The organism is Pollutimonas subterranea (assembly GCF_002849655.1).
GTDB lineage: Bacteria > Pseudomonadota > Gammaproteobacteria > Burkholderiales > Burkholderiaceae_B > Pollutimonas > Pollutimonas subterranea.
Genome location: NZ_PDNW01000003.1, coordinates 219670 through 245272, shown reverse-complemented (window position 1 = coordinate 245272; position 25603 = coordinate 219670). Strand labels below are relative to the sequence as shown.

The 25603-nt window shown below is 59.0% G+C and carries 20 protein-coding genes; 4 read left to right on the top strand and 16 right to left on the bottom strand.

Annotated features, from left to right (window positions below):
- Window positions 1–7: 7 nt before the first annotated feature.
- The 9 genes from bamA to rpsB all read right to left on the bottom strand — a co-directional run bounded on the left by bamA (window position 8) and on the right by rpsB (window position 9764).
- Window positions 8–2350 carry an outer membrane protein assembly factor BamA gene (gene bamA / locus CR159_RS05440; protein WP_102072985.1) on the bottom strand — a complete coding sequence of 781 codons (2343 nt, stop codon included), beginning with the start codon at window positions 2348–2350 and terminating at the stop codon, window positions 8–10.
- A gap of 53 nt (window positions 2351–2403) precedes the next feature.
- Entirely contained in the window at window positions 2404–3738 is a 1335-nt protein-coding gene (rseP, locus tag CR159_RS05435) for an RIP metalloprotease RseP (RefSeq protein ID WP_102072984.1), read from the bottom strand.
- Between the two features lie 23 nt (window positions 3739–3761).
- Window positions 3762–4964 (bottom strand): 1-deoxy-D-xylulose-5-phosphate reductoisomerase, encoded by a 1203-nt coding sequence (gene dxr / locus CR159_RS05430; RefSeq protein WP_439650489.1) that lies wholly within the window; start codon window positions 4962–4964, stop codon window positions 3762–3764.
- Window positions 4964–5824, bottom strand: a complete 861-nt coding sequence (locus CR159_RS05425; protein ID WP_102072982.1) for a phosphatidate cytidylyltransferase — start codon at window positions 5822–5824, stop codon at window positions 4964–4966. Before CR159_RS05425 ends, dxr begins: the two co-directional genes overlap by 1 nt.
- Window positions 5825–5840: 16 nt before the next feature.
- A complete protein-coding gene (gene uppS, locus CR159_RS05420; RefSeq protein WP_102072981.1) occupies window positions 5841–6599 on the bottom strand; it encodes a polyprenyl diphosphate synthase in 759 nt (252 codons plus the stop codon).
- A 25-nt stretch (window positions 6600–6624) separates the two neighbouring features.
- A complete protein-coding gene (frr, locus tag CR159_RS05415) occupies window positions 6625–7185 on the bottom strand; it encodes a ribosome recycling factor (protein WP_102072980.1) in 561 nt (186 codons plus the stop codon).
- A 13-nt stretch (window positions 7186–7198) separates the two neighbouring features.
- Window positions 7199–7915, bottom strand: coding sequence for a UMP kinase (gene pyrH, locus CR159_RS05410; protein WP_102072979.1), 717 nt, complete (start codon window positions 7913–7915; stop codon window positions 7199–7201).
- A gap of 95 nt (window positions 7916–8010) precedes the next feature.
- On the bottom strand, window positions 8011–8889 hold the full coding sequence (gene tsf, locus CR159_RS05405) for a translation elongation factor Ts (protein WP_102072978.1): 879 nt from the start codon (window positions 8887–8889) through the stop codon (window positions 8011–8013).
- A 125-nt stretch (window positions 8890–9014) separates the two neighbouring features.
- A complete protein-coding gene (gene rpsB / locus CR159_RS05400) occupies window positions 9015–9764 on the bottom strand; it encodes a 30S ribosomal protein S2 (protein WP_102072977.1) in 750 nt (249 codons plus the stop codon).
- A gap of 233 nt (window positions 9765–9997) precedes the next feature.
- On the opposite strand from rpsB, the gene map reads away from it, so the two are divergent.
- The 4 genes from map to CR159_RS05380 are packed head-to-tail and all read left to right on the top strand — an operon-like array spanning window position 9998 to window position 14639.
- Window positions 9998–10804 carry a type I methionyl aminopeptidase gene (gene map / locus CR159_RS05395; RefSeq protein ID WP_102072976.1) on the top strand — a complete coding sequence of 269 codons (807 nt, stop codon included), beginning with the start codon at window positions 9998–10000 and terminating at the stop codon, window positions 10802–10804.
- A gap of 20 nt (window positions 10805–10824) precedes the next feature.
- Window positions 10825–13410: a [protein-PII] uridylyltransferase gene (locus tag CR159_RS05390; RefSeq protein WP_102072975.1), complete on the top strand. Its 2586-nt coding sequence runs from the start codon at window positions 10825–10827 to the stop codon at window positions 13408–13410.
- 27 nt (window positions 13411–13437) lie between these two features.
- Window positions 13438–14145: a MarC family protein gene (locus tag CR159_RS05385; RefSeq protein WP_102072974.1), complete on the top strand. Its 708-nt coding sequence runs from the start codon at window positions 13438–13440 to the stop codon at window positions 14143–14145.
- Complete coding sequence (locus CR159_RS05380) at window positions 14142–14639, top strand: disulfide bond formation protein B (protein WP_102072973.1); 498 nt, start codon at window positions 14142–14144, stop codon at window positions 14637–14639. Before CR159_RS05385 ends, CR159_RS05380 begins: the two co-directional genes overlap by 4 nt.
- Before the next feature lie 122 nt (window positions 14640–14761).
- On the opposite strand, the gene purF is transcribed toward CR159_RS05380, so the two are convergent.
- The 7 genes from purF to aceE all read right to left on the bottom strand — a co-directional run bounded on the left by purF (window position 14762) and on the right by aceE (window position 25561).
- Entirely contained in the window at window positions 14762–16261 is a 1500-nt protein-coding gene (gene purF, locus CR159_RS05375) for an amidophosphoribosyltransferase (protein ID WP_102072972.1), read from the bottom strand.
- A 22-nt stretch (window positions 16262–16283) separates the two neighbouring features.
- Complete coding sequence (locus CR159_RS05370) at window positions 16284–16772, bottom strand: CvpA family protein (RefSeq protein WP_102072971.1); 489 nt, start codon at window positions 16770–16772, stop codon at window positions 16284–16286.
- Window positions 16769–17599, bottom strand: coding sequence for an SPOR domain-containing protein (locus CR159_RS05365; protein ID WP_102072970.1), 831 nt, complete (start codon window positions 17597–17599; stop codon window positions 16769–16771). The genes CR159_RS05370 and CR159_RS05365 overlap by 4 nt, the downstream gene beginning before the upstream one ends.
- Window positions 17600–17649: 50 nt before the next feature.
- Entirely contained in the window at window positions 17650–19068 is a 1419-nt protein-coding gene (folC, locus tag CR159_RS05360; RefSeq protein ID WP_102072969.1) for a bifunctional tetrahydrofolate synthase/dihydrofolate synthase, read from the bottom strand.
- Between the two features lie 167 nt (window positions 19069–19235).
- Entirely contained in the window at window positions 19236–21080 is a 1845-nt protein-coding gene (gene lpdA / locus CR159_RS05355; RefSeq protein WP_102072968.1) for a dihydrolipoyl dehydrogenase, read from the bottom strand.
- A 9-nt stretch (window positions 21081–21089) separates the two neighbouring features.
- Window positions 21090–22838 carry a dihydrolipoyllysine-residue acetyltransferase gene (gene aceF / locus CR159_RS05350; RefSeq protein WP_102072967.1) on the bottom strand — a complete coding sequence of 583 codons (1749 nt, stop codon included), beginning with the start codon at window positions 22836–22838 and terminating at the stop codon, window positions 21090–21092.
- 14 nt (window positions 22839–22852) lie between these two features.
- Window positions 22853–25561, bottom strand: a complete 2709-nt coding sequence (gene aceE, locus CR159_RS05345; protein ID WP_102072966.1) for a pyruvate dehydrogenase (acetyl-transferring), homodimeric type — start codon at window positions 25559–25561, stop codon at window positions 22853–22855.
- Between the last annotated feature and the right edge of the window lie 42 nt (window positions 25562–25603).

The window sequence follows — 25603 nt, the reverse complement described above, 5'->3', positions numbered from 1 at the left end:
GCGGGAATCAGAAACCTGTGCCGATCTGGAACTGGAAGGCCTGCTTGTCGTCGCCCGGCTTGGCATTGAGCGCACGTCCGTAAGACAACTGCAGTGGGCCCAGTGGCGACTGCCACGACAAACCGACACCCGCCGAATACTTCCAGCCGCATGGATCTTCTGCTCCGTTCCCTATACCGTGAGCGCATGAACTGGCGCCAGTGGTGGTGACTTGCCCTGCATCGGTAAACAGGAACCACCGCAAGGTGCGGTCACGCGTAGCGCCCGGGAATGGCAGATACAACTGTATATTACCCACGACACGGCGGGATCCGCCAAGGTAATCGTTAGTAAGGGTGTCACGGCCTCCAAGCGATGCACCCTCGTAGCCTCGTACCGATCCGATACCGCCGCCATAAATGTTCTTTATGACCGGGAAGGATTTTCCGCCAAACGATTTACCATAGTCCGCGAGGCCATTGAAAGCCAGGGTGTACGCTTTGCCCAGGGGCAGATAGTATTGCTGCTGCGCGCTGAGCATGTAGTAGCGTAGATCGCCGGTGGATATGTCGCCGGAAAGACGGGTATAGCTTCCCCGGGTAGGAGCAATGGCGCTATCGCGGGTGTCTTTGGACCAGCCCAGATTGAATATGAGCGAGTTGGTGGAATCACCATATTCGGCAACGAAGTCTTGGTAGGCCTGTGGTGTATAAAGCGCGTTAAGCTTGCCCAGCTTGTTGTGCTCGAAGCTGACGCCCGTGAAGATACGATCGTATTCGGAAATGGGTACGCCAAAGTTCAGGCCGCCACCGATGGCCGTGACTTCGTAGTCGCCGTAGGCGTTGTTACTGTCATAGGGCGTCGTGCGCCGATAATACAGCGACGTGGTCTTGCTGATGCCGTCGCGCGTCCAGTATGGATCGGTATGTGAAATAATCGCCGCGCGGTTGGTCTTGCTGGTATTGACCTGCAAAGACAAGGTATTGCCGCTGCCGAATATATTATCCTGGCTGATGCCGGCCGACAGAATGACCTTGTCGGTGGAACCATAGCCCACGCCCAGGTTGATCAGGCCGGTCGGCTTTTCCTTGACATCGACGTTGACATCGACCTGGTCGGACGAACCCGCAACCGGTGTGGTGCGAACGTTTACGTCGTTGAAATAGCCCAGGCGGTCGACACGGTCACGCGATGACTTGATGCTGGATGAGTCATACCAGGCCGCTTCCTGCTGGCGCATTTCACGACGAATGACTTCGTCCCGGGTACGCGTGTTCCCGCCGATCTCGATTCTGCGCACGTAAACACGGCGGCCGGGATCCACGTAGAACGTGAGATCGGCTTCGTGGTTTTCGCGATCGAGCACGGGATTTGGATTCACATTGGCGAATGCATACCCAAGGCTGCCGAGATATTCTGTAATCGCTTTTACGGTTGCGTTGGTTTTGGTTGCGGAAAATTTTTCGCCCTCTTTCACCTGCAAGAGCGGTTGGATATTGGCGTCGAGACCTAGCAGGTCGCCCGCCAGTTTCACGCTGCGCACCGTGTAAGGCTGGCCTTCATGGATGGTGAGCGTAACGAAGATATCCTGGCGATCGGGCGAAATGCTGACCTGGGGCGGCTCGGACGAATATTCCAGGTAGCCGCGATCGAGGTAGAAAGAACGTATGCGCTCGATATCGCCCTCAAGCTTTTCACGCGAATACTTGTCCGTCCCTGTGTACCACGTCATCATGCCGGAATCGGTCAGTTCCATTTCGCCCAGCAAAGTGCCTTCCGAGAAGGTCTCGTTGCCGACGATATTGATCTGCTTGATCTTGGCCAGGTCGCCTTCGAACACGTCGAAGCTGACCCCTACCCGGTTGCGCGGTAACGGCGTGATGATGGGATTGATCTCGACGCCATACTTGCCTTTGGACAGATATTGCTGCTTGAGCTCGAATTCAGCGCGTTCCAGCATTGAACGATCAAACACGCGGCCTTGGCCGAAACCGACTTGCCCCAGCGATTTGGTGATGGCGGCGGCGTCGAACTCGTGCATGCCGTTAAAGGTGACCGACGCGATGGTTGGCCTTTCTTTTACCGACACGACCAGTACATTGTTGACGGTGTCGATTTTGACGTCGCTGAAAAAACCAGTGGCGTAAAGGCGCTGGATGGCTTCACTGGCCTGGGCTTCGGTGAACTGCTCTCCCACCTTGACCGGCAGATAGCTGAATACGGTACCCGCATCGACACGCTGGATGCCATTGACCTGGATGTCGCGCACCACGAATGGTGAAAACGCACTCGCAAGGCTGGGGAGAAGCATAGCTGCCAGCAAAACGGGCATGGCGCGCTTGGCAAATGGGAATTTCCGGCTAAACGACATCCTGGAGGATCCTTGGGGGAATAATTGGTGGAAGATTGTAAGGCACAATGCCTCTATGTGAAAAGGCGGGAAAAATCATTGAAAAACGCCAAGCCCATCAGGCCCGCCAGCAAAGCCAGCCCGATACGCTGACTGCTTTCCAGCCATTTGTCGGGTATCGGCTTGCCACGGACAGCTTCTATAATGTAGAACATCAGGTGGCCGCCATCCAGCATGGGCACGGGCAGCAAATTTAACACGCCGATACTAACACTGATTAGTGCCAGAAACCCTATGTAAGCGGCCAAGCCGATGCGCGCGGTCTGGCCTGCGTAGTCGGCAATAGTAACCGGCCCGCTTACATTGCGCAGCGAAACATCGCCGGTCACCATGCGCCCCATCATTTTCAGCGAGAACCAGGCCGTATCCACGGTCCGCGATATCCCGCGGCCCAGGCTGTCGAAAAGCCCGTAGCGCACGGTCACCATGGGGAAATCGGCACCCAGCAGAACCCCGATACGGCCTATCGTTGCGCCGTCGTCCCCGGCTTGAGCGTGTGGCGTGACCGTTAGAGTCACCGGAGCCCCGTCCCGGAGAACCGTAATCGGCAGAGGCTGGCCGGCGTGATTCTGGATCTCCGTGACAACGGCGTTGGCGGACGGCTCCTTGAGCGATCCCAGGGCAATAACGACGTCGCCATCGCGCAGGCCCGCTTGTTCGCCCGCCCCGCCTGGGGTGATCTGATTGATCAGTGGTCGTGGAGCTGCCAGCATCAGTCCCGCATCGGCCATCAGGTCGGAACCTTCGGGCTCTATCGCGGCTGGCTGCAGATCTAGGCGCCGCTCATGCGACCGGCCGGTCGCGGTGTTCACCTGTATCCGGGCCTCGCCGCCGCTGGTAAGGGCGTCAAGCATCTGCCAGCGGGCTTCGCTCCAGGATTGGACCGGTTCATCATTGACGCTTGTGATCTGGTCACCCGCCTGGAATCCGGCCTGTGCGGCCGTCGTGCTGGGTGGCGGCGCAGCCAGAATGGCGGCGGGTTCGTTGGTGCCGGCCAGGCCCAATGCCGTATACAGCAAGGCGGCCAGCACGAGATTGGCGACAGGGCCGGCCAGTACGATAGCGCTGCGCTGACTCAACGATTTATTGTTGAAGGCGCGCCCCTGCTCTTCCGCCGTGCTGTTCTCCGGCGCGTCGTCGAGCATCTTGACATAGCCGCCCAAGGGGATGGCCGAAACCGCCCATTCAGTTCCATGACGGTCGGTGCGACGGATGAGTACTTTGCCAAAACCGACCGAGAAGCGCAGTATCCGGACGCCGCAGCGACGTGCCACCCAATAATGGCCGAGCTCATGGAAGGTAATCAGCACCCCGAGGGCGATGGCAAAGGCAAGCAAGGTGAAAAGCATGAAATTCCTGAAAAACAGCGCTACTAACCTTTAAGAAGGCAGAGTCCGGCGGCAATGCTACGGGCCTGGGTGTCCAGCGCCAGGACGTCATCCAGTGTGTCCAGTGCCGGACGCGACATGCCTTCCATCCGGGCCAAGCAGTCCTCGATGACACCGGCGATTTCCGTATAGAGAATCTGCTCTTTCAAGAAACAGTCTACGGCAATTTCATTGGCGGCATTGAGCGCCACGCATGCCGCCTGGCCGGACTTGAGGGCATCGAATGACAAGCGCAAGCATGGAAATCGTTCAAGATCGGGCTCTTCGAAGTCCAGTCGGCCTAACGAGGTCAAGGCCAGCAGGCCTACGCCGCTATTGATGCGCTCGGGAAATCCCAGGCCATAAGCGATGGGCGTACGCATGTCGGGCTGACCCAGCTGGGCCAGAATGGAACCGTCTTCATACTCGACCATCGAGTGCACCATGCTTTGGGGATGCACGACGACCTGGATTTGGTTGACCGGCATGGCAAACAACCAGTGGGCCTCTATGACTTCCAGTCCCTTGTTAAGCATGGTCGCGGAGTCGACGGATATCTTGCGGCCCATACTCCAGTTGGGGTGCGCACAGGCTTGGTCGGGGGTGACGCCAGCCAGTTGGGCCAGAGGTGTCGTACGAAACGGCCCACCCGACGCGGTGAGCAGCAGGCGCCTGACGCCTTTTGCCGGGGTCGTCGGCGCAGTGGCCCGTGTTCCCTGCGGCATGCATTGGAAGATTGCGTTGTGTTCACTGTCTATGGGCAGGAGCTCGGCACCATGTTCACGCACAGCCTGCATGAACAGGCCACCCGCGGCGACCAGCGCTTCTTTGTTCGCCAGCAGAACTCGCTTGCCAGACTTCGCTGCTGAAAGCGCCGCAGGAAGCCCAGCCGCGCCGACGATCGCGGCCATTACCGTGGTGACCATGGGGTCGGCCGCCGTGTCCGCAAGCGCCTGGCTGCCCACGCGCAATTCCGGCACAGGGCCGGGTCCGGTCCAGGCCAGCAAGAAGCGGCTGCGGGCCGAATCTGACGGCACCACGACTACCTTGGCGCCCGTGGCAAGCGCCTGGGCGGCCAGGCGTTCGATCCGGCTATGTGCGCTTAGCGCGTATACCGACATGGTTTCGGGGTGCCTCGCGATGACATCCAGGGTGTTTTCCCCGATTGAACCCGTAGACCCCAGGACACACACCTGTTGATGCGTCATCAAAGCGACACTCCCGCCAATAGCAAAGCCAAAGGCGCGACAGGCAACAGCGCATCAATGCGATCGTATACCCCGCCATGGCCGGGAAGCAATTGGCTGGAATCCTTCACGGCGGCGCGCCGCTTCAGCAAGGATTCGAACAGGTCGCCGACGATGGACAGCGCCGCCAGAAATATTGCAATCAGCAGCACGCCCCACCAGGGCCAGCGTTGGGATAAAACGGCCCCGAAGCTGCCCGGCCAATAAGCGCTTGCCAATACCCACACGGTTGCCGCGACCACCCCGCCGACGGCGCCTTCCCATGTTTTACCCGGACTTACCTTTGGGGCAAGCTTATGCTTGCCCAGGCTCTTGCCCGTAAAGTAGGCGGCGATGTCGGCGAACCAGATGAGCGCAAGCAGCGAAACAAGGAACCACGCCCCATGTGAAAGGAAGAGTTGCACTAGCGCCGCCCAGACGGCAAGGACCGCCAGAACGCCGAATAGACTGAGCCACGTGCCATGACTGCGTGTTTTGGCCTGCCCCCGGATCACCATGCTGGTGCCCACAACCACCCATATGGCGGCGACGACAGGCATGAGCCATAGGTTGACCGTGGACTGCACTTGCAAAGACCAAGGCGCAGGCTCGGGCGAGAGCCACTGCCCCGCCACGATCAGCAGTGTCGCGCCTGCAAGCACCGCCAGCACGATGGGCAGTTGTGCGCGCTGGCTAGGCAGGGTAAGTCTGAGCCACTCCCAGAGGGCGCACGCGGCGATAATCGTGAAGAGCAGGACAATGGGCCAGGGACCGGGAGCAAGCAAGGCCCCCAGCAATACCGCAAGCAAGACAATCGCCGTTATGACGCGCTGCTTCAACATAGTGGGGCTCCCGCGTTCAGGTTTTCTTTGCAATCTGGGCGCTGGTGCGTCCAAATCGGCGTTCCCGGGTTCGATACCACTGGAAAGCGGCTTCAAGTTCCTTGGCGCCAAAGTCGGGCCAAAAATCGTCGGAAAAATATAGCTCAGTATAGGCCAGCTGCCAAACCAGGAAATTGGAAATGCGCTGTTCGCCGCCGGTACGAATGAAGAGATCGGGTTCGGGCGCGAACGCCATGGAGAGGTAGCCGCTTAAAAGCGTTTCGTCGATGGCCTGAGGATCGACGGCCAGATCCGGCCGTGCCGACAGCAGACGCTTCATGGCCTGCAGGATATCCCAGCGTCCGCCGTAGTTGGCGGCAATGGTGAGATTCAGGCCTGTATTGTGCTGTGTCCGCTGCTCGGCGAGCTTGATCAGGTCCTGGAGACGGGGCTCAAATGGTGACAAGTCGCCAACAATGCGCAGCTTCACCCCCTGGTCGTCGAGCTTGTCGACTTCCTTTTGCAGGGTTTTAATGAACAGGCGCATCAACAAGGAGACTTCGTCCTGGGGGCGGCGCCAGTTCTCGGAACTGAAGGCAAACAGGGTTAGGTAGTCGACGCCTTTCTTGCCGCAGGCTTCGACCACGCGCCGCACTGCCTGCACGCCACGGACATGGCCGGCCGTACGAGGCAAAAAGCGCTTGGTCGCCCAACGACCATTGCCATCCATGATTATGGCAATGTGGCGTGGGACGTCCGTACATTCGGGCACCGACAATGTCGTGCTAGGTAGCATGTAGGAGGTTCCGTATCGATGGCGGTCAGACCGTCATGATTTCGGCTTCTTTTTGTGCAACGAGTTTATCGATCTCGATGACATGCTTGTCGGTCAGCTTCTGGACTTCGTCCTGCATGCGACGCTCGTCGTCTTCCGAGATTTCCTTTTCCTTGACGAGCTTCTTGAGCGTGTCGTTGGCATCGCGACGCAAATTGCGCACCGCAATCTTGGAATCTTCGCCTTCTGTACGGACGACCTTGGCCAGGTCGCGGCGCCGCTCTTCGGTAAGCGCAGGCATGGGCACACGTATGCTGTCGCCCATGGAAATGGGGTTCAAGCCCAGGTCGGAATCACGAATGGCCTTTTCTACCGGGCCGGCCATGTTCTTTTCCCAGACCTGCACATTGATGGTGCGCGCGTCCACCAGATTGACATTGGCCACCTGGCTGATAGGCACCGGAGATCCGTAGTACTCGACCATGATATGGTCAAGTATGCCTGCGTGAGCACGCCCCGTACGAATTTTGGACAGAGCGACCTTGAGCGTTTCAAGCGACTTGACCATGCGGGATTCAGTCGATTTCCTGACCTCTGAAAGACTCATTATTGTTCCTTTATCAAACGTGTACCAGTGTACCTTCGTCTTCACCCGACACCGCGCGTTTCAGGGCGCCGGACTTATTGATGGAAAACACCTTGATGGGCAGTTTCTGGTCGCGGCACAAGGCAAACGCCGTTGCGTCCATGACCTCAAGACGCCGCACGATTGCTTCATCGAAGCTGATACGCGCGTATCGGGTAGCGGTGGGATCCTTGTTGGGGTCCGCACTATATATACCATCGACCTTGGTGGCTTTCAGGACAATTTCGGCGCCAATTTCAGCGCCCCGCAATGCAGCCGCCGTATCGGTGGTGAAAAACGGATTGCCAGTGCCTGCGGCGAAAATGACGACCTTGCCTTCTTCAAGATAACGCAAGGCCTTGGGGCGGATGTAAGGCTCAACGACCTGATCGATATTAAGCGCCGACTGCACCCGGGTATCGATACCACGGTGCTTCAGTGCATCCTGCAAGGCCAGGGCGTTCATGACGGTGGCCATCATGCCCATGTAGTCGGCCGTGGCACGGTCCATGCCCTGGGCGCCCGGTGCAATGCCCCGGAAAATATTCCCGCCGCCGATTACGATGGCAAGCTCGATGCCCATGGCGGCCACTTCGGCGATCTCTTCGGTCATGCGCAAAATAGTCGCGCGATTGATCCCAAACGCGTCTTCTCCCATCAGCGCTTCGCCGGAAAGTTTGAGAAGAACGCGCTTATACGATCTGGTGGTCATGGGTAAGATCCTAGGTGGGCAGTCCAACAAATGTTCGAGCCTGAGTCGCGGCTGCCTGGCAGCACGACTCAGGCTTTTTTCCTGACAAGTCAGTATCAGGCGGTACCGGCGGCGGCCGCGGCAACCTCTGCTGCGAAGTCTTCCGATTTTTTCTCGATGCCTTCACCCACGACATACAGAGCGAAACCAGTAACCTTGGCGCCCTTTTCCTTGAGCATCTGTTCGATGGATTGCTTGTCGTTCTTGACGAAAGGCTGGGAAAGCAGCGTGACTTCTTTCAGGAACTTCTGAACAGAGCCCTCGACCATCTTGGTCACGATTTCGGCTGGCTTGCCCGATTCGGCGGCTTTTTGCTCGGCAACGGAACGCTCGGCCGCGATGTCGGCTTGCGATACGCCGCTGGCATCAAGTGCGCGGGGCTTGGTCGCAGCAATATGCATGGCAAGGTCCTTGCCGGTTTCGTCGGGGCCGGCGAATTCGACCAGCACGCCGATCTTGCCGCCGTGCACATAGCTGGCCAACTGGTCGCTGGTTTCAAAACGCTGGAAACGGCGAATGGAAATATTCTCGCCGATCTTGCCTACCAGTGCGGAGCGGGTGGCTTCGACGGTGGCTTCGCCCATGGGCAATTCGGAAAGAGCGGCCACGTCGGCGGGGTTCTTTTCGGTGATCAATTCGGCCACTTGATTGATGAAGCCGACGAAATCGTCGTTCTTGGCAACAAAGTCGGTTTCGCAATTGACTTCAACCACGGTGCCACGCTTGTTGTCGGGCGTAATGTACAAGCCGATAAGGCCCTCAGCGGTTACGCGAGTGGCTGCCTTGCTGGCTTTATTTCCCAATTTCACGCGGAGAATTTCTTCGGCACGGGCCAGGTCGCCTTCGGCTTCGGTCAGTGCTTTTTTGCATTCCATCATGGGCGCGTCGGTTTTCTCGCGCAATTCTTTAACCATAGATGCGGTAATTTGAGCCACTTTTTTCTCCAGTTCACTAAAACACACCCCGGCATAGCCGGGGCAGGTGCACAACGATACGATCAGGGATTTTGCTGCCTTATGGCAGCAAACCCCAGGCCCGGCCGAGATGACGGCCGTGGCGCTTATTCGCGCTCTTGTGCGACTTCGACGAACTCTTCATCGCCTTCGGCAATTTCTTCGACCAGACCGTTCAGGTTCTGTTCGCGGCCTTCGAGCACAGCGTCTGCCATGCCACGGGCGTACAGCGCAATGGCCTTGGCGGAGTCGTCGTTACCAGGAATGATGTATTCCACGCCGTCGGGCGAGTGATTGGTATCGACTACAGCGACGACAGGAATACCCAGAGTCTTGGCTTCGGCGATGGCAATCTTATGGTAGCCCACGTCGATGACAAACAGTGCATCGGGCAGGGTGTTCATGTCTTTGATGCCGCCGATGGCCTTGTTCAGCTTTTCGAGTTCGCGATCGAACATCAGGGCTTCTTTCTTGCTCATGCGCTCGGTGGCGCCGTCGGCAATCTGGACTTCCATTTCTTTCAGGCGCTTGATGGAGCTTTTGACCGTCTTGAAGTTGGTCATCATGCCACCCAGCCAACGGCTGTCGACGTAAGGCATGCCGCAACGGGCTGCTTCGGCGGCTACGAATTCGCGCGCGGCGCGCTTGGTGCCGACAAACAGGACGTTGCCGCCACGGGCTGCGATCTGGCGCACGAACTTGGCTGCTTCCTGATACTTGACGACAGTCTGTTCAAGATTGACGATGTGGATTTTGTTGCGATGGCCGAAGATGTACGGTGCCATCTTGGGGTTCCAGTAACGGGTCTGGTGGCCAAAGTGCACACCGGCTTCAAGCATTTCACGCATTAACGACATAATATTCTCCGAGGGTTTGGTCTTGTGCCAGGTCTGCATCCGCCATGCTTGCGTAATACGCATTGCAAAAGCGAACACCCTGAGTTAACCAGGCACGCGATTTTCTTCAAAAGCAAGGCCGTTAGCCCTAGGGTCTATAATGCCCAGGAACCAAAAAAACCCGCCTCTTTCTTAAAGGAAATTTAAGAAAGCCCATAATTCTACTATTTTTAGCCCACCTAATTCAAGTTGCCATGAGTAGTCTCGTTACAGACCCTGCAGATCTCGATAAAATGCGCGCCGCTTGCCAAGCCGCCGCCTCCACCCTGGACTTCCTTGAGCCGCACGTACGTGCCGGCGTCACCACCGGTGAGCTGGACAAGCTTTGCATCGATTACATCACCAACGAACTCAAGGTCGAGTCGGCCACGGTCGGCTATGCGCCGCCCGGCTACACGCCCTTTCCCGCTTCGATCTGCACGTCGGTCAACCACGTGATTTGCCATGGTATTCCCGGTGACAAGGTCCTGAAGAACGGCGACATCATGAACATCGATGTCACCGTCATCAAGGATGGCTGGTTCGGCGATACCAGCCGCATGTACTACATCGGCGAGCCCTCCATCCTTGCACGCCGGCTTACCGAAACCACCTACGAATGCATGTGGCTCGGTATCGAGCAGGTGCGTCCCGGCGCAAAGCTGGGCGATGTCGGTCATGCCATCCAGAAACACGCGGAAAAAAATGGCTTTTCGGTCGTGCGTGAATATTGCGGCCATGGCGTAGGCCGCAAATTTCACCAGGATCCCCAGGTGCTCCATTACGGCAAGGCCGGCACGGGCATCACCCTGGAGGCCGGCATGATCTTCACCATTGAGCCCATGCTGAACTCCGGCCGCAAGGAAATTCGCACGCTGGCCGACGGCTGGACAGTCGTGACGCGCGACCACAGCCTGTCGGCCCAATGGGAACACAGCATTCTGGTCACGGACACAGGCTACGAGATATTGACGGTATCCAAAGGCATGCCTGCGCCACCTCCTTTCGTATCGGCAAGCTGATTTCGTTCGACAGGAACACGATGCGCGCGCCCACGGTGACGTTGTTACGGACACAACTGGCCGAAAGGCGCAGCGAGGTCATCCGCAGCTTTCGTGAGCACCTGCGGCCCGAACTCCTGCTTACCGCCTTGCGCCGGGTTGTGGACCAGACACTGCGCGAGCTTCTAAAGCTCTACCCTCTTCCGGACGGCTCCGCGCTGGCGGCCGTGGGCGGCTACGGGCGCGGTGAACTCTATCCTTACTCCGATGTCGATGTGCTGGTTCTCTTGCGCGAGCCGCCCACCGATGGCGAGAACGCCTTGATAGAAGCGCTCATCGCCGCCATGTGGGACCTCGGCATCGAGCCCGGCCATAGCGTACGCACCATAGAAGATTGCCAGCGTGAAGCGGCGAACGACATCACTGTGGAAACGGCACTTATGGAGGCGCGCTGGCTTGCCGGCGATAAATCACTGCTTGTGACGCTGCGCGAGGTGATGGACGAACAGCTGGATGCGCAGGTGTTCTTCCAGGCAAAACGCGCCGAAATGCAGCAGCGGCATGCCCGGCACCAAGATACCCCCTACGCCCTTGAACCCAATTGCAAGGAAGCGCCCGGGGGGCTGCGCGACCTGCAGGTAGTGCTATGGGTGGCCCAGGCTGCAGGACTTGGCAGCACCTGGCTCGAGATATCCCGCAGCGATCTTTTGACGGCGGCCGAGTTTCGCGCGCTGCGTCGCGCCGACGTCGCCTTCAAGCGTCTACGTATAGAACTGCACCTGCTGTCCGGTCGCCGCGAAGATCGCGTGCTGTTTGATTTGCAACCTGGCCTGGCCGCCGTCTACGGCTTCGAAGGCATCAGGGCCCGCCGCCCCAGCGAAATCCTGATGCAGCGTTACTACTGGGCCGCCAGGGTGGTCAGCCAGCTGAACATCATATTGATGCAAAGCATCGAAGAGTTGTTGTTTCCTCCGCCCAACGATCAGCTGCACATCATCGACGATGATTTCTGCATGATACGGGGACGCCTGGGAACACGGCGCGAGGACAGCTTTGACCGCAACCCCGCCCTGCTCTTTCGAGCCTTCCTGGTCATGCAGGAACGCCCTGAGCTTCTGGGCATGTCGGCCCAGGTCCTGCGCGCCATGTGGCACGCCAGGTGGCGCATTGATGCCCAGTTTCGTCACAATCCGGTCAACCGTCGCCAATTCCTGCAGATATTGCAACAGCCGCGCGGCATTGTGCATGCCCTGCGCCGCATGACCATGCTCAACATACTGCCCCGCTACCTTCCTGTGTTTCGCCGCATTGTGGGACAGATGCAGCACGATCTGTTCCATGCCTACACAGTGGACCAGCACACCCTGATGGTGGTGCGCAATTTGCGCCGCTTCACCATGCCGGAGCACGCGCAGGAATACCCGCTGGCCAGTCAATTGATTGCCGGTTTCGACCATCATTGGCTGCTTTACGTCGCGGCACTTTTCCATGACATCGCAAAGGGCCGCGGCGGGGACCATTCCGAACTTGGCGCCATGGAAGTCCGGCGTTTCTGCGAAGACCACGGTATCGACGGTGAGGACCGAGAGCTGGCCGAATTTCTGGTGCGCCAGCATTTGACCATGTCGACGGTTGCGCAAAAGCGCGATCTCAGCGACCCTGACGTGGTTCGCGATTTTGCCCAGTGCGTCAAGAACGAGAGGCAACTTACCGCCCTCTACCTCTTGACCGTTGCCGATATACGGGGCACCAGTCCCAAGGTGTGGAATTCCTGGAAAGGCAAGCTGCTCGAAAACCTTTATCGCCTGACGCTGGCGGCGCTGGGTGGCGCACAGACTGACAGCCGCACCGTACAGGCCCAGCGTAAAGACCACGCCGCCAACGAGATAAGACTGATGGGCTTGCGGGATGAAAGCCGTGATGCCTTCTGGACACAGCTTGATATTGCCTATTTCCTGCGCCACGAGGCCAGCGAGATCGCGTGGCACACCCGCCAACTGTATTATCGCGTGAACTCGCCCGAGCCAGTCGTCAAGGCGCGTGTCGTGGGCCACAACGAGGCGCTGCAGGTAATGGTCTATGTGCGCGATAGGGATGATCTTTTCGTAAAGATATGCCAGTACTTTGATCATAGAGCCCTGAGCATCCAGGATGCACGTATCCACACCACTCACCACGGCTGGGCGCTCGACAGCTTCATCGTGCTGCTGCCGGCCCACGACAAAGACTACCGTTCGAATGCGTCGCTGGTTGAGCATGAGCTGCACGCCCATCTCACACTGGCCCGCGAGCATTCCTCTCACCAGGCCGGCAACAGCCTCACAAGACGACCCGGCTCCCGGCGTTCACGTATCTTCCCGATTGTTCCCAATGTCGAGCTGCAGCCTGACGAGCACAGCACCTCGTGGCGTCTTTCGGTAACCGCCGCCGACAGGCCGGGCCTGTTATACAGCCTGGCACAGGTGTTCGCCGCCAATGCCATAAATCTGAAAATGGCCAAGATCCTGACGCTTGGGGACCGGATCGAGGACATCTTCATCATCGAAGGCGACAGGCTCGGCCACCCTCGGGCACAGCTTCAGTTCGAGCGCGATATACTGGCCACCCTTGACAGCTCGGGTTCGTGATCACCGTGCCTTTCTTCCGAGACCACCATGGCCTTCAATGATCTGGTAATAAACTTCGGGCGCAGTTTTCTTTTTGCCCTGGCGACGATGCTGCCCATACTCAATCCGCCTGCGGTTGCGCCCATCTTCCTGACGCTCACTGAAGGTGCCAGCGCGGGCACGCGTGAACAGTTGGCACATCGGGTGGCTGTCAACATTTGCATCATGCTGGCGATCGCCATGATTGCGGGCAACCTCGTGCTGGATTTCTTCGGAATATCATTGCCGATCATCCGTGTAGGCGGCGGCCTGCTGGTCGTTGCCACCGCATGGCGCCTGGTCAGTGCATCCGACTACGACGCGGAACATGCCCAGAACATGGCCGAAACCTATTCCCTGGACCAGGTCCGTTCGAAGGCGTTCTATCCCCTTACCTTTCCCATGATCTGCGGACCGGGCGCCTTGTCCGCGGCACTCACGGTCGGCGCGACACTGCATACCGAGGCCTCATTCGATACCGCCGCCAACCTGACGGGGTCTCTGGTGGCGATCGGCGTCGCATCGCTGGTTGTTTATTTCTGCCTGCGATTCGCTGCGCAGTTCCTGCACAAGCTGGGTCCCAATGGCACGGCGGTGTTGATGCGCCTGTCTGCATTTATTCTGCTGTGCCTAGGCGTGCAGATCGTGTGGGACGGCATGCAGGAATTATTGCTTGGGCTTCTGCGTCAAGCTTCCGTCTTCAGGAACCTTCCATGAGTACGACTACTTCCCGGCTGCTTTCCGCCATCGCCTTACTGTGCGTGGCGGCGGTGGCCATAGCGCTGGTTTCACAGCACGTCTTCGGTATGCAGCCTTGCGCCTGGTGCGTCTTGCAGCGCCTGATCTTCCTGGCGATTGCCGCCGTCTGTGTGCTGGGCCTTCTGCTTGGCCGGCGTCGCGCGGCGATAGGTCGGATCGCCGCATTTCTGGCCGCTGCGCTGAGCGCGGGCGGCGTGGTCGCCGCCTGGTATCAATACACCGTTGCCGCGAATATGTTTTCCTGCGACATGACCTTCGCAGATCGATTCATGGTCAGTAGCGGGCTGGATGCCAACCTGCCCTGGATGTTCGGCATCTTCGCTTCCTGCATGGACGCCCGGGTGGATTTATTGGGCCTGGAGTATGCATTGTGGGGGCTTGGCCTGTTCGTCGTGACGGGCGTGCTTGGACTTATCGGTGCGTTCCTGCGTTCACCGCGCCCGCTTCGATAGTGACTTCAAGCGCTTACTGCCAAGAAGCCAGTTCACCCAACTTTCGATATGAGCGAACAATCCGTCCCGCGCTTCAGCATCTGCACTGAAGCGCCTTCGAAGAATGGCAAGCGCCCTTCTTCCTATTGCTCCTGGTTGCTGGTGGCCATTTCGCCCGCAGTCGGACGCATGCCACGCGTAAGACTCAGGCGATCAAGGTAAGCGGCATCGATATCGCCGGTAACGTAGCGGCCATTGAAACAGGAGGATTCGAATTCCCGCATGGCTGGATTCAAATCCCGGATGGATTGCTCGAGATCGGCCAGCTCCTGGTACACCAGGCCATCCGCGCCTATCTCGCGCGCCACCTCGTCGGTATCCCGCCCGGTGGCGATCAATTCCGTCTGGGTGGGCATATCAATGCCATAGACATTGGGAAAACGCACCGCCGGCGCCGCCGATGCAAAAAACACCTTGTTGGCGCCTGCCGCGCGCGCCATATCGACAATCTCGCGGCTGGTCGTTCCGCGAACGATGGAATCATCGACCAGCAGCACGTTCTTGCCTCGAAACTCCATGTCGATGGCGCTGAGCTTCTGGCGTACCGACTTCTTGCGCACCGCCTGTCCCGGCATGATGAACGTCCGGCCGATATAACGGTTCTTGATGAAGCCTTCCCGGTAGCTCAGGTCAAGCCGCGCAGCCAGCTGCATGGCGGACGGCCGCGAAGAATCGGGTATGGGCATGACGACGTCGATTTCGCCCAGCCGCAAGGATTTAGCCACGTTATCACCCAGATACTCGCCCATGTTCAGGCGAGCATCGTAGATGGATACGTTGTCCATCAGCGAATCAGGGCGTGCGAAATAGACATACTCGAATACGCAAGGCGTCAGCGCTGTGTGTTCGGCGCATTGGCGGCTGACCATATTGCCGTCCAGGTCGATGAATATCGCTTCACCCGGGGCAATGTCGCGTACCAGGGTGAATCCACAGCCGGTCAGGGCCACGGACTCGGATGCGACCATCCACTCGGTGCCGCTATCGGTCTGAATCGAGCCCAGGCAAAGGGGACGAATGCCAAAGGGGTCGCGAAACGCCACCATGCCATAACTGGCGATCTGCGCAATGACCGCATAGGCCCCTTTTGCACGACGGTGTACTGACGATACCGCCGTAAAGATGGCGTCTTCGTCCAGCGAGCCACCGTTGGCGGCAAGCTGCAACTCGTGCGCGAAAACATTCAGCAGCACTTCGGAGTCGGAGTTGGTGTTTATATGACGCCGGTCGACCCTGAACAACGCCTCGCGCAATTCGCGCCAGTTTGTCAGGTTGCCATTGTGAACGAACGTAATGCCGAAAGGCGCATTGACGTAGAAAGGCTGGGCTTCGTCGACGCTGTCGCTGGAGCCCGCCGTGGGATATCTTACCTGGCCCAAACCGCTATTGCCGGGCAATGACCGCATGTTGCGGGTGCGAAAGACGTCGCGCACCAGGCCATGTGCCTTGTACATATTGAAGAACTGGTCATGCGACGTGGCAATGCCGGCAGCATCCTGGCCACGATGCTGCAACAACAGCAGGCTGTCGTAGATCAACTGATTTACCGGGCCCGATCCTGCTACCCCAACTATTCCACACATTTTGATATTCCTGTGAATACGATCAATACGGTAACCACGACGCCAGGGACGGCGGCAGGAGAAGCTTCAATTGCTGCACGCCCGAGACGGTTGCGCCCGACAGCCTGGCATCCTGCCACCATGGTTCATTGGGCAATTCGGTGTAGCCTGCCAGTGCCACAAGCACCAGCACAACCAGCGAGCCACGCAGCAGTCCGAACAAGGCTCCCAGGCCATGATCGGCAGGCGTAAGCCCGGTTTTCTGTATCAGCGTGCTCAAGGTGATGTTCACCAGGCCCACCAGCAAAAGCACAATGATGAACACGGCTCCGTAGGCGACGCCCGTACGGAACAGCGCGTTATCGATATAAGGGGTCAGCCATATGGATACAGTGGGACCCCACCAGATGCCGGCCATGAAGGCAACCACATAGGCAATAAGGGAAAGCACTTCTTTGATGAGGCCACGCATCAGCCCCAGCAGTGCCGACACGCCGAGGATGGCCAGCACGATATAGTCGAAGCTCGTCACTTAGTCGAGATGAATCCGTTGTCGTAACCCAATGCGCGTAAGCGGGCCTGCGCGGCCTGTGCAGCGTCACGCGTAGGGAAAGGCCCCACCCGCAATCGATAAGTGCTCTTGCCGCCCGACACGGCGCTTTCAACGTAGGCATTGGTCACCCCGGAGGCTACCAATCGGTCTCGGCGCGTCTGGGCGTCCTGGTCATTGCCGTAGGCAGCGATCTGTAGCGTGAAATTACCCTTGGCGGCAGGCGCCGGCGCCTTCTTGGCAGGCGCGCGCCCTTCGAGCAGCGCTATCGCCACTGATCCGTCGTCGGTGCGCTCGGTGGCCGACTTCGTTTCCGGCTTTGCTTCCGGTTTTGGAGCGGGTTTTTCAGCCGGTTTTGGTTTTGCCACGGGTTCTGGACTGACCGGTGCCTGCGCCTGTTCCGAATTGCGGCCACCCGTCGTACCTGTATCGGGCGCGGTCGACGGTGTGGGGCCTGAAAGTGCAGTGTCGGCATCGGTTTCGGGATCGACCGCCAGCGGTGTGTCTGCCGGCAAAGGTATGTTGCCCCCGGAAGACGGGTCGGCCGGTTCTGGAGCCAATGCTACTGAGGTGTCTGGAGATGGAGGCGGGTCAATGGCCGGGATGACGACCGGCGTGCTTGTCTCTTCGGGCGGCACGGGGCTATCGAACAGCATGGGCACAACGATGACCGCCGCCAGCACCAGCGCCAATGCGCCGACCAGCCTGCGTCGTGCACGGGCACGCAGTTCGCTGGCCTGGGCCTCGCTGGATTGAGAGGAACGCCGCCCGGAGCCTGTGGCAGATTCGTTACGAGAGAACAATCCCATGGAGCAAAAACCTATTTTGGTGAGCAATCCCGGCGACACGGCCGGTTGAACTATATGACTTTTCGTCCCAGCTCGCTGAGCACCGGACCAACCGTGGAAAAAGAACCGAACACGAGAATTCTATCATTGTCGGTCGCTTGTCTACGAGCTTCTGTAAACGCCTGTACGGGCGTGTCAAAGCCTGTAACGACCACTTCCCTGTCGGCCGAAGGCGCAACAGCGACGGGACGCACGCCAGGCTTGTGCGCGGCGTCGGTCTTGCCTGAGTTTTGATCACGGATGACTTCGCGGCTCATTTCTTCGAGTGACTCTTTTCCTGCCGCGCTGCTGATGACTTCGCGCACGATGCTTGCCAAGTCGTCGCCCGACATGCCGCGCGGACCTTCAACCCCTGCACAATACCAGTGGGTGACTCTGCTGGCGAGCTTGGCGATGACGCCGGCCACGTCTTTGTCGCGCAACATGCCCACTACGGCATGTGTGGACGGATAATAGGACATGCTGTCCAGGTTCTGGCCCAGCGCAGCCGCCGCGTGTGGATTGTGAGCGACGTCAAGGACGATGGCCGGGGTGCCGGGAAGGATCTGCAGCCGACCCGGCAAAGACACCTGGGCCAATCCGATACGTACCGCCTGCTGCGGTACCGCGAGCTGGGGACGCAAGGCCTCTATGGCAGCCAGCGCCGCTGCCGCGTTCAATAACTGATTGGCCCCGCGCAACGCCGGGTATGCCATGCCGCTGCGCCGCTGCGAACGGCCGCCATAAGCCCATTGCAGGCGGTCGCCGGAGTAGTTGAAGTCTTTACCGAACAGCCATAGGTCGGTGCCGATTTCAGCGGCATAGTCGATAAGCGATTGGGGCGGGACGGGGTCCGCACAGATGGCGGGACGCCCTGGCCTGAATATATGTGCTTTCTCCCAGCCGATTTTCTCGCGCGTATCACCCAGGTAGTCGGTGTGATCGAGATCGACACTGGTAATAATGGCGCAGTCCGCATCGACCATATTGATGGCATCCAGGCGGCCCCCAAGGCCGACCTCAAGCACGGCAACATCCAGGTCGTGCTTGTCGAAAAGCATCAAGGCCGCCAGGGTGGTGTATTCGAAATAGCTTAGCGTGATATCGCCGCGGCCAGCTTCGATTTGCTGGAATTGCTCGATGATCTGCTGATCGGTGGCCAACTCGCCATTGACCCGGATGCGCTCGTTGAAGTCGATCAGATGAGGCGAGGTGTAAAGGCCTACTTTGTAGCCGGATGCCAGCAGGATGGCTTCGAGCATGGCGCAGGTCGAGCCTTTGCCGTTAGTGCCGCCCACCGTTATCTTGACGTAGGGATACGTCAATTCCAGCTTGGCGGCGACAGCGCTGATGCGCTCAAGGCCGAGTTCGATGGGATGGCGATGGAGAGTTTCCAGGTAAGCCAACCAGTCCTGCAATGAGGCGGTTGCGCTGGGTACGAGACGAGACATGATGAATGCTTATAGTAGTGCTGACGGCAGGCACCAATAGTAGCATTTGTGCCGTATCAGGCGCGCTCGCAAACAGCGATAAAGCGGCGTACCGGGTCGCTACATGCCGTCCATGCACCAGATGGCATGCGATGAACGGCTTGTAGCGGCCAGACGGGATGGACGGCTTACTTCCTGCTGCGCCGTGCCGGAGGAAGGTCGGTGCAACTGCCCTCTGCCACCTCGGCTGCCATTCCTATGGATTCGCCAAGCGTGGGATGAGGATGGATGGTCTTGCCGATATCAACGGCGTCGGCGCCCATTTCAATTGCCAGGGCGACTTCTCCGATTAGATCGCCGGCATGGGTGCCCACAATGGCACCGCCCAGCACCCGGTGCGTGGTCGCGTCGAACAACAGTTTCGTGAAACCTTCGTCGCGGCCATTGGCAATGGCGCGCCCCGATGCGGCCCAGGGAAACACGCCGCGTTCGACGGCGATGTCCTGGCTCTTGGCTTCATCTTCCGTAAGTCCCACCCAGGCCACTTCCGGATCGGTGTAGGCGACCGACGGTATTACACGGGCGTCAAAGAAGCTCTTTTGTCCGGCAATGACTTCCGCCGCGACATGCCCTTCGTGAACCGCTTTGTGCGCCAGCATAGGCTGCCCGACAATATCGCCGATAGCATAGATATGTGCAACGTTGGTACGCATTTGCTTGTCGACCTCGATGAAACCGCGCTCGGTGACAGAGACTCCCGCCTTGTCGGCGGCAATCTTCTTGCCGTTCGGCACGCGCCCTACCGCCTGCAGGACCAGGTCGTAGCGTTGCGCCTCTTTGGGCGCATTCTTGCCTTCGAAGCTAACCCAGATTCCGTCGTCGCGGGCCTCGGCGCCCACCGTTTTGGTGTCCAGCATGATGTTGTCGAAACGCTTGGCGTTCATCTTGTCCCAGACCTTGACCAGGTCACGGTCGGCGCCCTGCATCAAGCCGCTCTGCATCTCGACGACATCCAGCCGGCTACCCAGCGCGGAATAGACCGTACCCATTTCCAGGCCGATAATGCCGCCACCGACGATCAGCATTTTCTTGGGAATGCTGGAAAGCAGCAGCGCGCCGGTGGAGTCAACCACACGGCTGTCATCGGGCAGGAACGGCAGCTTGACGGACTGGCTTCCCGCAGCAATGATGGCCGACCCGAACTTTATTGTCTGGCTCTGGCCTTTGTCATCATTCACCGACACATGATGAGGGTCGACAAACTGCCCGACACCGGTAACCACGGTTACCTTTCGCGCGCGCGCCATGCCGGCCAGGCCACCTGTGAGCTTGGATACAACGCCATCTTTATAAGCCCGTACAGCGTCCAGGTCGATCTTGGGCTCGCCAAACGAGATGCCATGCGACGATAGAGACTTGGCTTCTTCGAGTACTGCCGCGGTGTGGAGCAGTGCCTTCGAAGGTATGCACCCCACGTTCAGGCATACCCCGCCCAGCGTGGCGTAACGTTCGACCAGGACGACCTTGAGTCCCAGGTCGGCGGCGCGAAAGGCGGCCGAATAGCCACCGGGACCTGCGCCCAGTACCAGAACGTCATACTCGCCGTCTGCCGCACCCGAAAAGCTGGCAGGCGCGGGTGCCGCGCCTGCTTGCCCACCGGTTGCTGACTTCCCCGATGAGCCGGAGGAAGACTCATTGGAAGGTTGCGCCGGCGTGTTCGTGGTTGCTGTACTGGCTTTATCGACAGACCCCGCTTTGGACTCAGCCGGCTTGGCTTCCTCGGCGGCGCCCTCTTCGGACGCTTCAAGCTGAAGTATGGCCGAGCCCTTGGTGACCTTGTCACCCAGCTTGACCAGCAGGGCCTTCACCACTCCCGGCTTGTCGGCGGGAATTTCCATGGAAGCTTTGTCGGATTCCACGGTGATAAGGCTTTGTTCTTTGCGAATGGTATCGCCGACGGCAACCATGATTTCGATCACAGCCACTTCCGCTACGTCGCCGATATCGGGCACGTTCAATTCAGTTGTGCTCATGTCGGGCTCCTATAGCGCAATGCGCCGGAAGTCGGCCAGCAAGCTGCCCAGGTACGCGTTGAAGCGGGCGGCTGCAGCCCCGTCGATGACGCGGTGGTCATAGGAAAGCGACAGGGGCAGCATAAGGCGGGCCTGGAATTCCTTGCCATCCCAAACGGGCTGATGTGAAGAGCGCGATACGCCCAGGATCGCCACCTCGGGCGCGTTGATAATGGGCGTGAACGAGGTGCCGCCTATGCCGCCCAGCGAGGAAATCGAGAAGCAGCCGCCTTGCATTTGCGCAGGCGCCAACTTGCCGTCGCGGGCAAGCTTGGCCAGTTCGGAAGTTTCGCTGGCAAGATCGAAAATACCCTTCTTGTCGGCATCGCGTATCACGGGCACCATCAGGCCGTTGGGCGTATCGGCGGCGAAGCCGATATGGTAGTACTGCTTGAGCACCAGGTTTTCACCGTCGATGGACGCATTGAATTCCGGGAATTTCTTGAGCGCCGCGACAACCGCCTTGATGAGGAAGGCCAGCATCGTCACCTTGATGCCCGATTTCTGGTTTTCCTGATTCAGCGTCTGGCGCAGGTCTTCAAGCCCGGTGATGTCGGCCAGATCGTTATTGGTGACATGAGGAATCATCACCCAGTTTCGGTGCAGATTGGCGCCCGAAATTTTCTTGATGCGCGACAAAGGCTTGGCTTCAATGGCGCCGAACTTGGCGAAATCCACTTTAGGCCATGGCAGTACGCTGAACCCGCCTTCAGCACCTCCTGCAGCCACCGGTGTCGCGGCTCCGCCTGACGCCAAGGCCTGTTTGACGAAATTGCGTACGTCGTCGGCGGTAATGCGGTTTTTGTCACCCGAACCTTGCACCTTCGTCAGAGTGACGCCCAGTTCGCGTGCGAATTTTCGCACCGACGGAGAAGCATGCGGCAGATTGCGCAAAGGTACGTCGACATCGGCAAAGGCTTCCGTCGGCGAATGCCTTTCAGGCGGTACGGAAGCCAGGCTCGCTTTGCTGTCTTGCGCAGCCGGCTGCGCTTGCTGACGGGGTGCCGCGGTGCTCGAAGGGCTTTCGCCGGACTTGTCGGCCGGGGCCGGCTCGGCTTGTTTGGCAGCACCTGCGGGCGCTTCGCTGCGCAGCTCAAGGACCTCGGATCCTTTGTTGACTTTATCGCCCAGCTTGACCTTGATGGCGGTTACCACCCCCGCATGCGACGATGGCACTTCCATGGAAGCCTTGTCGGACTCGACGGTGATCAGGCTTTGTTCGGCGGTGACTGTGTCGCCCACTGCAACCATGATTTCGATGACTTCGACATCGGTCGTGTCGCCGATATCAGGTACCACCACGGTGACAGGGCCTTGGTCGCCCGAAGCCGCTGATGCCTTGGCGTCCTGCTTGGGAGCCTGCGCATCGTCTTGCGGTTGGCTGTCAGCTTGCCGGGCGCCGGTTTGCGGCGCGGCGGCACTTTCCTGACCTGCGTCCGGCGCAGACGCCGCGGCTTGCTGCGCCTTGTCGCCCGATTCGGCGGCCTGGATTTCAAGAATTACCGATCCCTCTTTGACCTTGTCGCCAGTCTTGACCTTGATGGACTTGACCACGCCGGCCTGGGACGCCGGTATCTCCATGGAGGCCTTGTCGGACTCGACGGTAATCAGGCTTTGGTCCTTGGCGATGGTGTCGCCTTCGGCCACCAATATTTCGATCACATCGACTTCGCTCACGTCGCCAATATCGGGAACCTTGATTTCGGTGCTATTGCTCATTTTGTCGTCCTCGTTCAGGCGTGATGCGGATTGGCTTTCTCGGGATTGATGCCGTACTTCTTGATGGCCTCGGCCACCTTGGCCATGGGCAACTGACCTTCATCAGCCAGGCCGCGCAAAGCTGCCAGGACGACAAAATGCCGGTCTACCTCGAAATGCTCACGCAGCTTGTAACGGAAATCGGAACGCCCGAAGCCATCGGTGCCCAATACGCGGAAATCACGGCCCTTGGGCACGAACGGACGGATCTGGTCGCCATAGGCCTTGACGTAATCAGTGGAAACCACGATGGGGCCCGTTGTGTCTTGCAACTGCTGGCTGACATACGACACCTGCGGCGCAGCATCTTCGGGATGCAGCATATTGTGACGCTCGCAGTCCAGGCCGTCGCGGCGCAGCTCGGTGAAGCTGGTGACGCTCCAGACGTCGGAGCCTACGCCCCAGTCGCTTTCCAGGATGTCCTGTGCCGCGAGCACCTCGCGCAGGATGGTGCCCGAACCCATGAGCTGGACACGCATCTTGCCGTCGCCGACCGACTTGAACTTGTACATACCGCGGATGATGCCTTGCTCGTCGCCTTGAGTGAGTCCAGGCTGCGGGTAGTTCTCGTTCATCACGGTAATGTAGTAATACACATTTTCCTGATTTTCCACCATGCGGCGCAGGCCATCCTGGATGATGACGGCGAGCTCGTGGCCGAAGGTGGGGTCATACGACACGCAGTTCGGGATGAGCGACGACATGATATGGCTGTGGCCGTCTTCATGCTGCAAGCCTTCGCCGTTGAGCGTCGTGCGCCCTGCCGTCCCGCCAAGCAGGAAACCGCGCGCCTGCATGTCGCCCGCCGCCCACGCCAGATCGCCGATACGCTGGAAGCCGAACATCGAGTAATAGATGAAGAACGGAATCATGATCCGGTTATTGGTGGAATACGACGTTGCCGCCGCCATCCACGAACTGAAGGCACCGGCCTCGTTGATGCCTTCCTGCAGCAACTGTCCGTTCTCCGTTTCCCGGTAATACATGACCTGGTCTTTGTCGACCGGCGTGTATTTTTGCCCTTCCGGGGCATAAATGCCGATCTGGCGGAATAGCCCTTCCATGCCGAATGTACGGGACTCGTCGGCCAGAATCGGCACGACGCGCGGACTCAGGTCCTTGTCGCGCAGGATCTGGTTCAGAATACGCACGAATGCCTGGGTCGTAGATATTTCGCGACCTTCGGCGGTAGGTTCGAGCACTGCCTTGAACGCTTCCAGTTTTGGAGCGGTCAGGTGCTCGTCCGCTTTTGCCCGGCGATGTGGCAGGTAGCCGCCCAGGGCCTCGCGGCGCTCGTGCAGGTATTTCATTTCAGGCGAGTCGTCGGCAGGCTTGAAGTACGGAAGATCTTCGAGCTTGTCGTCGGGTACCGGAATATTGAAACGGTCGCGGAATTCGCGTACCGCGGCGACATCCAGCTTCTTCTGCTGGTGCGAGGGGTTCTTGGCCTGGCCCACATGGCCCATGCCGTAGCCCTTGATGGTCTTGGCCAGGATGACGGTAGGTTGTCCCTTGTGCTGGGATGCGGCTTCGAATGCGGCATACACCTTATAAGGATCGTGACCGCCGCGATTCAGGCGCCAGACGTCCTCGTCGCTCATGCGGCTGACCATCTCGAGCAGCTTGGGATGCTTGCCGAAGAAATGCTCGCGCACGAACTTGCCGTCGTTGGCCTTGTATGCCTGATACTCGCCGTCGACCGATTCTTCCATGATGCGGCGCAAGATGCCTTCTTTATCGCGCGCCAGCAGAGGGTCCCAATAGCCGCCCCAAATAAGCTTGATGACATTCCATCCGCTGCCGCGGAAGTCGCCCTCGAGCTCCTGGATGATCTTGCCATTGCCACGTACCGGGCCGTCCAGTCGCTGCAGATTGCAGTTGATGACAAAGATCAGGTTATCGAGTTTCTCGCGGGAAGCCAGGCTAATGGCGCCCAGCGACTCGGGTTCGTCCATCTCGCCATCGCCGCAAAATACCCATACCTTGCGCTTGCTGGTGTCGGCCAAGCCGCGGGCATGCAGATACTTGAGGAATCGCGCCTGATAGATGGCCATGAGAGGACCGAGCCCCATGGACACCGTAGGAAATTGCCAGAATTCCGGCATAAGCTTGGGATGAGGGTAAGACGGCAAGCCTTTGCCGTCGACTTCCTGGCGGAAATTATCCAGCTGGTCTTCGGTAAGGCGTCCCTCTAGATAGGCACGGCCATATATGCCCGGCGAGGAATGGCCCTGGAAGTACACCAGATCGCCGCCGTGATCGTCGGTCTCGGCGTGCCAGAAGTGATTCTGGCCGCAACCTATCATGGTGGCAAGCGACGCGAACGAGGCAATATGGCCGCCGAGATCGCCACCGTCGGGTGGATTGTGGCTGTTCGCCTTGACCACCATGGCCATGGCGTTCCAGCGCACATACGAGCGAATGCGCTCTTCAAGCACCAGATTGCCCGGATGCGCGGGCTCCAGTCCTGGAGGTATCGTGTTGACGTAAGCCGTGTTGGGCGAGAACGGGATGTGTGCGCCGGATCGGCGCGCCAGATCAACCAGGCGCTCAAGCAGGTAGTGGGCACGTTCGGGGCCTTCCCGGTCCAGCACGGCTTCCAGTGCTTCCAGCCATTCCTGCGTTTCGAGGGCGGCATCGTCGGCGCCAGCCGCCGGTGCGTTGATTGGGTCAAGAGAGGACATTTAGGTGTCTCCTGTTTAAATTATGAATCCGAACACTGACAA

Excerpts from the sequence above, each read along its gene's own strand:
- folC (WP_102072969.1), bottom strand. The coding sequence starts at position 19,068 with ATGTCTCGTCTCGTACCCAGCGCAACCGCCTCATTGCAGGACTGGTTG.
- pyrH (WP_102072979.1), bottom strand. The coding sequence starts at position 7,915 with ATGACCACCAGATCGTATAAGCGCGTTCTTCTCAAACTTTCCGGCGAA.
- map (WP_102072976.1), top strand. The coding sequence starts at position 9,998 with ATGAGTAGTCTCGTTACAGACCCTGCAGATCTCGATAAAATGCGCGCC.
- CR159_RS05385 (WP_102072974.1), top strand. The coding sequence starts at position 13,438 with ATGGCCTTCAATGATCTGGTAATAAACTTCGGGCGCAGTTTTCTTTTT.
- CR159_RS05425 (WP_102072982.1), bottom strand. The coding sequence starts at position 5,824 with ATGTTGAAGCAGCGCGTCATAACGGCGATTGTCTTGCTTGCGGTATTG.
- CR159_RS05390 (WP_102072975.1), top strand. The coding sequence starts at position 10,825 with ATGCGCGCGCCCACGGTGACGTTGTTACGGACACAACTGGCCGAAAGG.
- CR159_RS05380 (WP_102072973.1), top strand. The coding sequence starts at position 14,142 with ATGAGTACGACTACTTCCCGGCTGCTTTCCGCCATCGCCTTACTGTGC.
- aceE (WP_102072966.1), bottom strand. The coding sequence starts at position 25,561 with ATGTCCTCTCTTGACCCAATCAACGCACCGGCGGCTGGCGCCGACGAT.
- uppS (WP_102072981.1), bottom strand. The coding sequence starts at position 6,599 with ATGCTACCTAGCACGACATTGTCGGTGCCCGAATGTACGGACGTCCCA.
- bamA (WP_102072985.1), bottom strand. The coding sequence starts at position 2,350 with ATGTCGTTTAGCCGGAAATTCCCATTTGCCAAGCGCGCCATGCCCGTT.
- rpsB (WP_102072977.1), bottom strand. The coding sequence starts at position 9,764 with ATGTCGTTAATGCGTGAAATGCTTGAAGCCGGTGTGCACTTTGGCCAC.
- lpdA (WP_102072968.1), bottom strand. The coding sequence starts at position 21,080 with ATGAGCACAACTGAATTGAACGTGCCCGATATCGGCGACGTAGCGGAA.
- rseP (WP_102072984.1), bottom strand. The coding sequence starts at position 3,738 with ATGCTTTTCACCTTGCTTGCCTTTGCCATCGCCCTCGGGGTGCTGATT.
- dxr (WP_439650489.1), bottom strand. The coding sequence starts at position 4,964 with ATGACGCATCAACAGGTGTGTGTCCTGGGGTCTACGGGTTCAATCGGG.
- CR159_RS05365 (WP_102072970.1), bottom strand. The coding sequence starts at position 17,599 with ATGGGATTGTTCTCTCGTAACGAATCTGCCACAGGCTCCGGGCGGCGT.
- purF (WP_102072972.1), bottom strand. The coding sequence starts at position 16,261 with ATGTGTGGAATAGTTGGGGTAGCAGGATCGGGCCCGGTAAATCAGTTG.
- frr (WP_102072980.1), bottom strand. The coding sequence starts at position 7,185 with ATGAGTCTTTCAGAGGTCAGGAAATCGACTGAATCCCGCATGGTCAAG.
- aceF (WP_102072967.1), bottom strand. The coding sequence starts at position 22,838 with ATGAGCAATAGCACCGAAATCAAGGTTCCCGATATTGGCGACGTGAGC.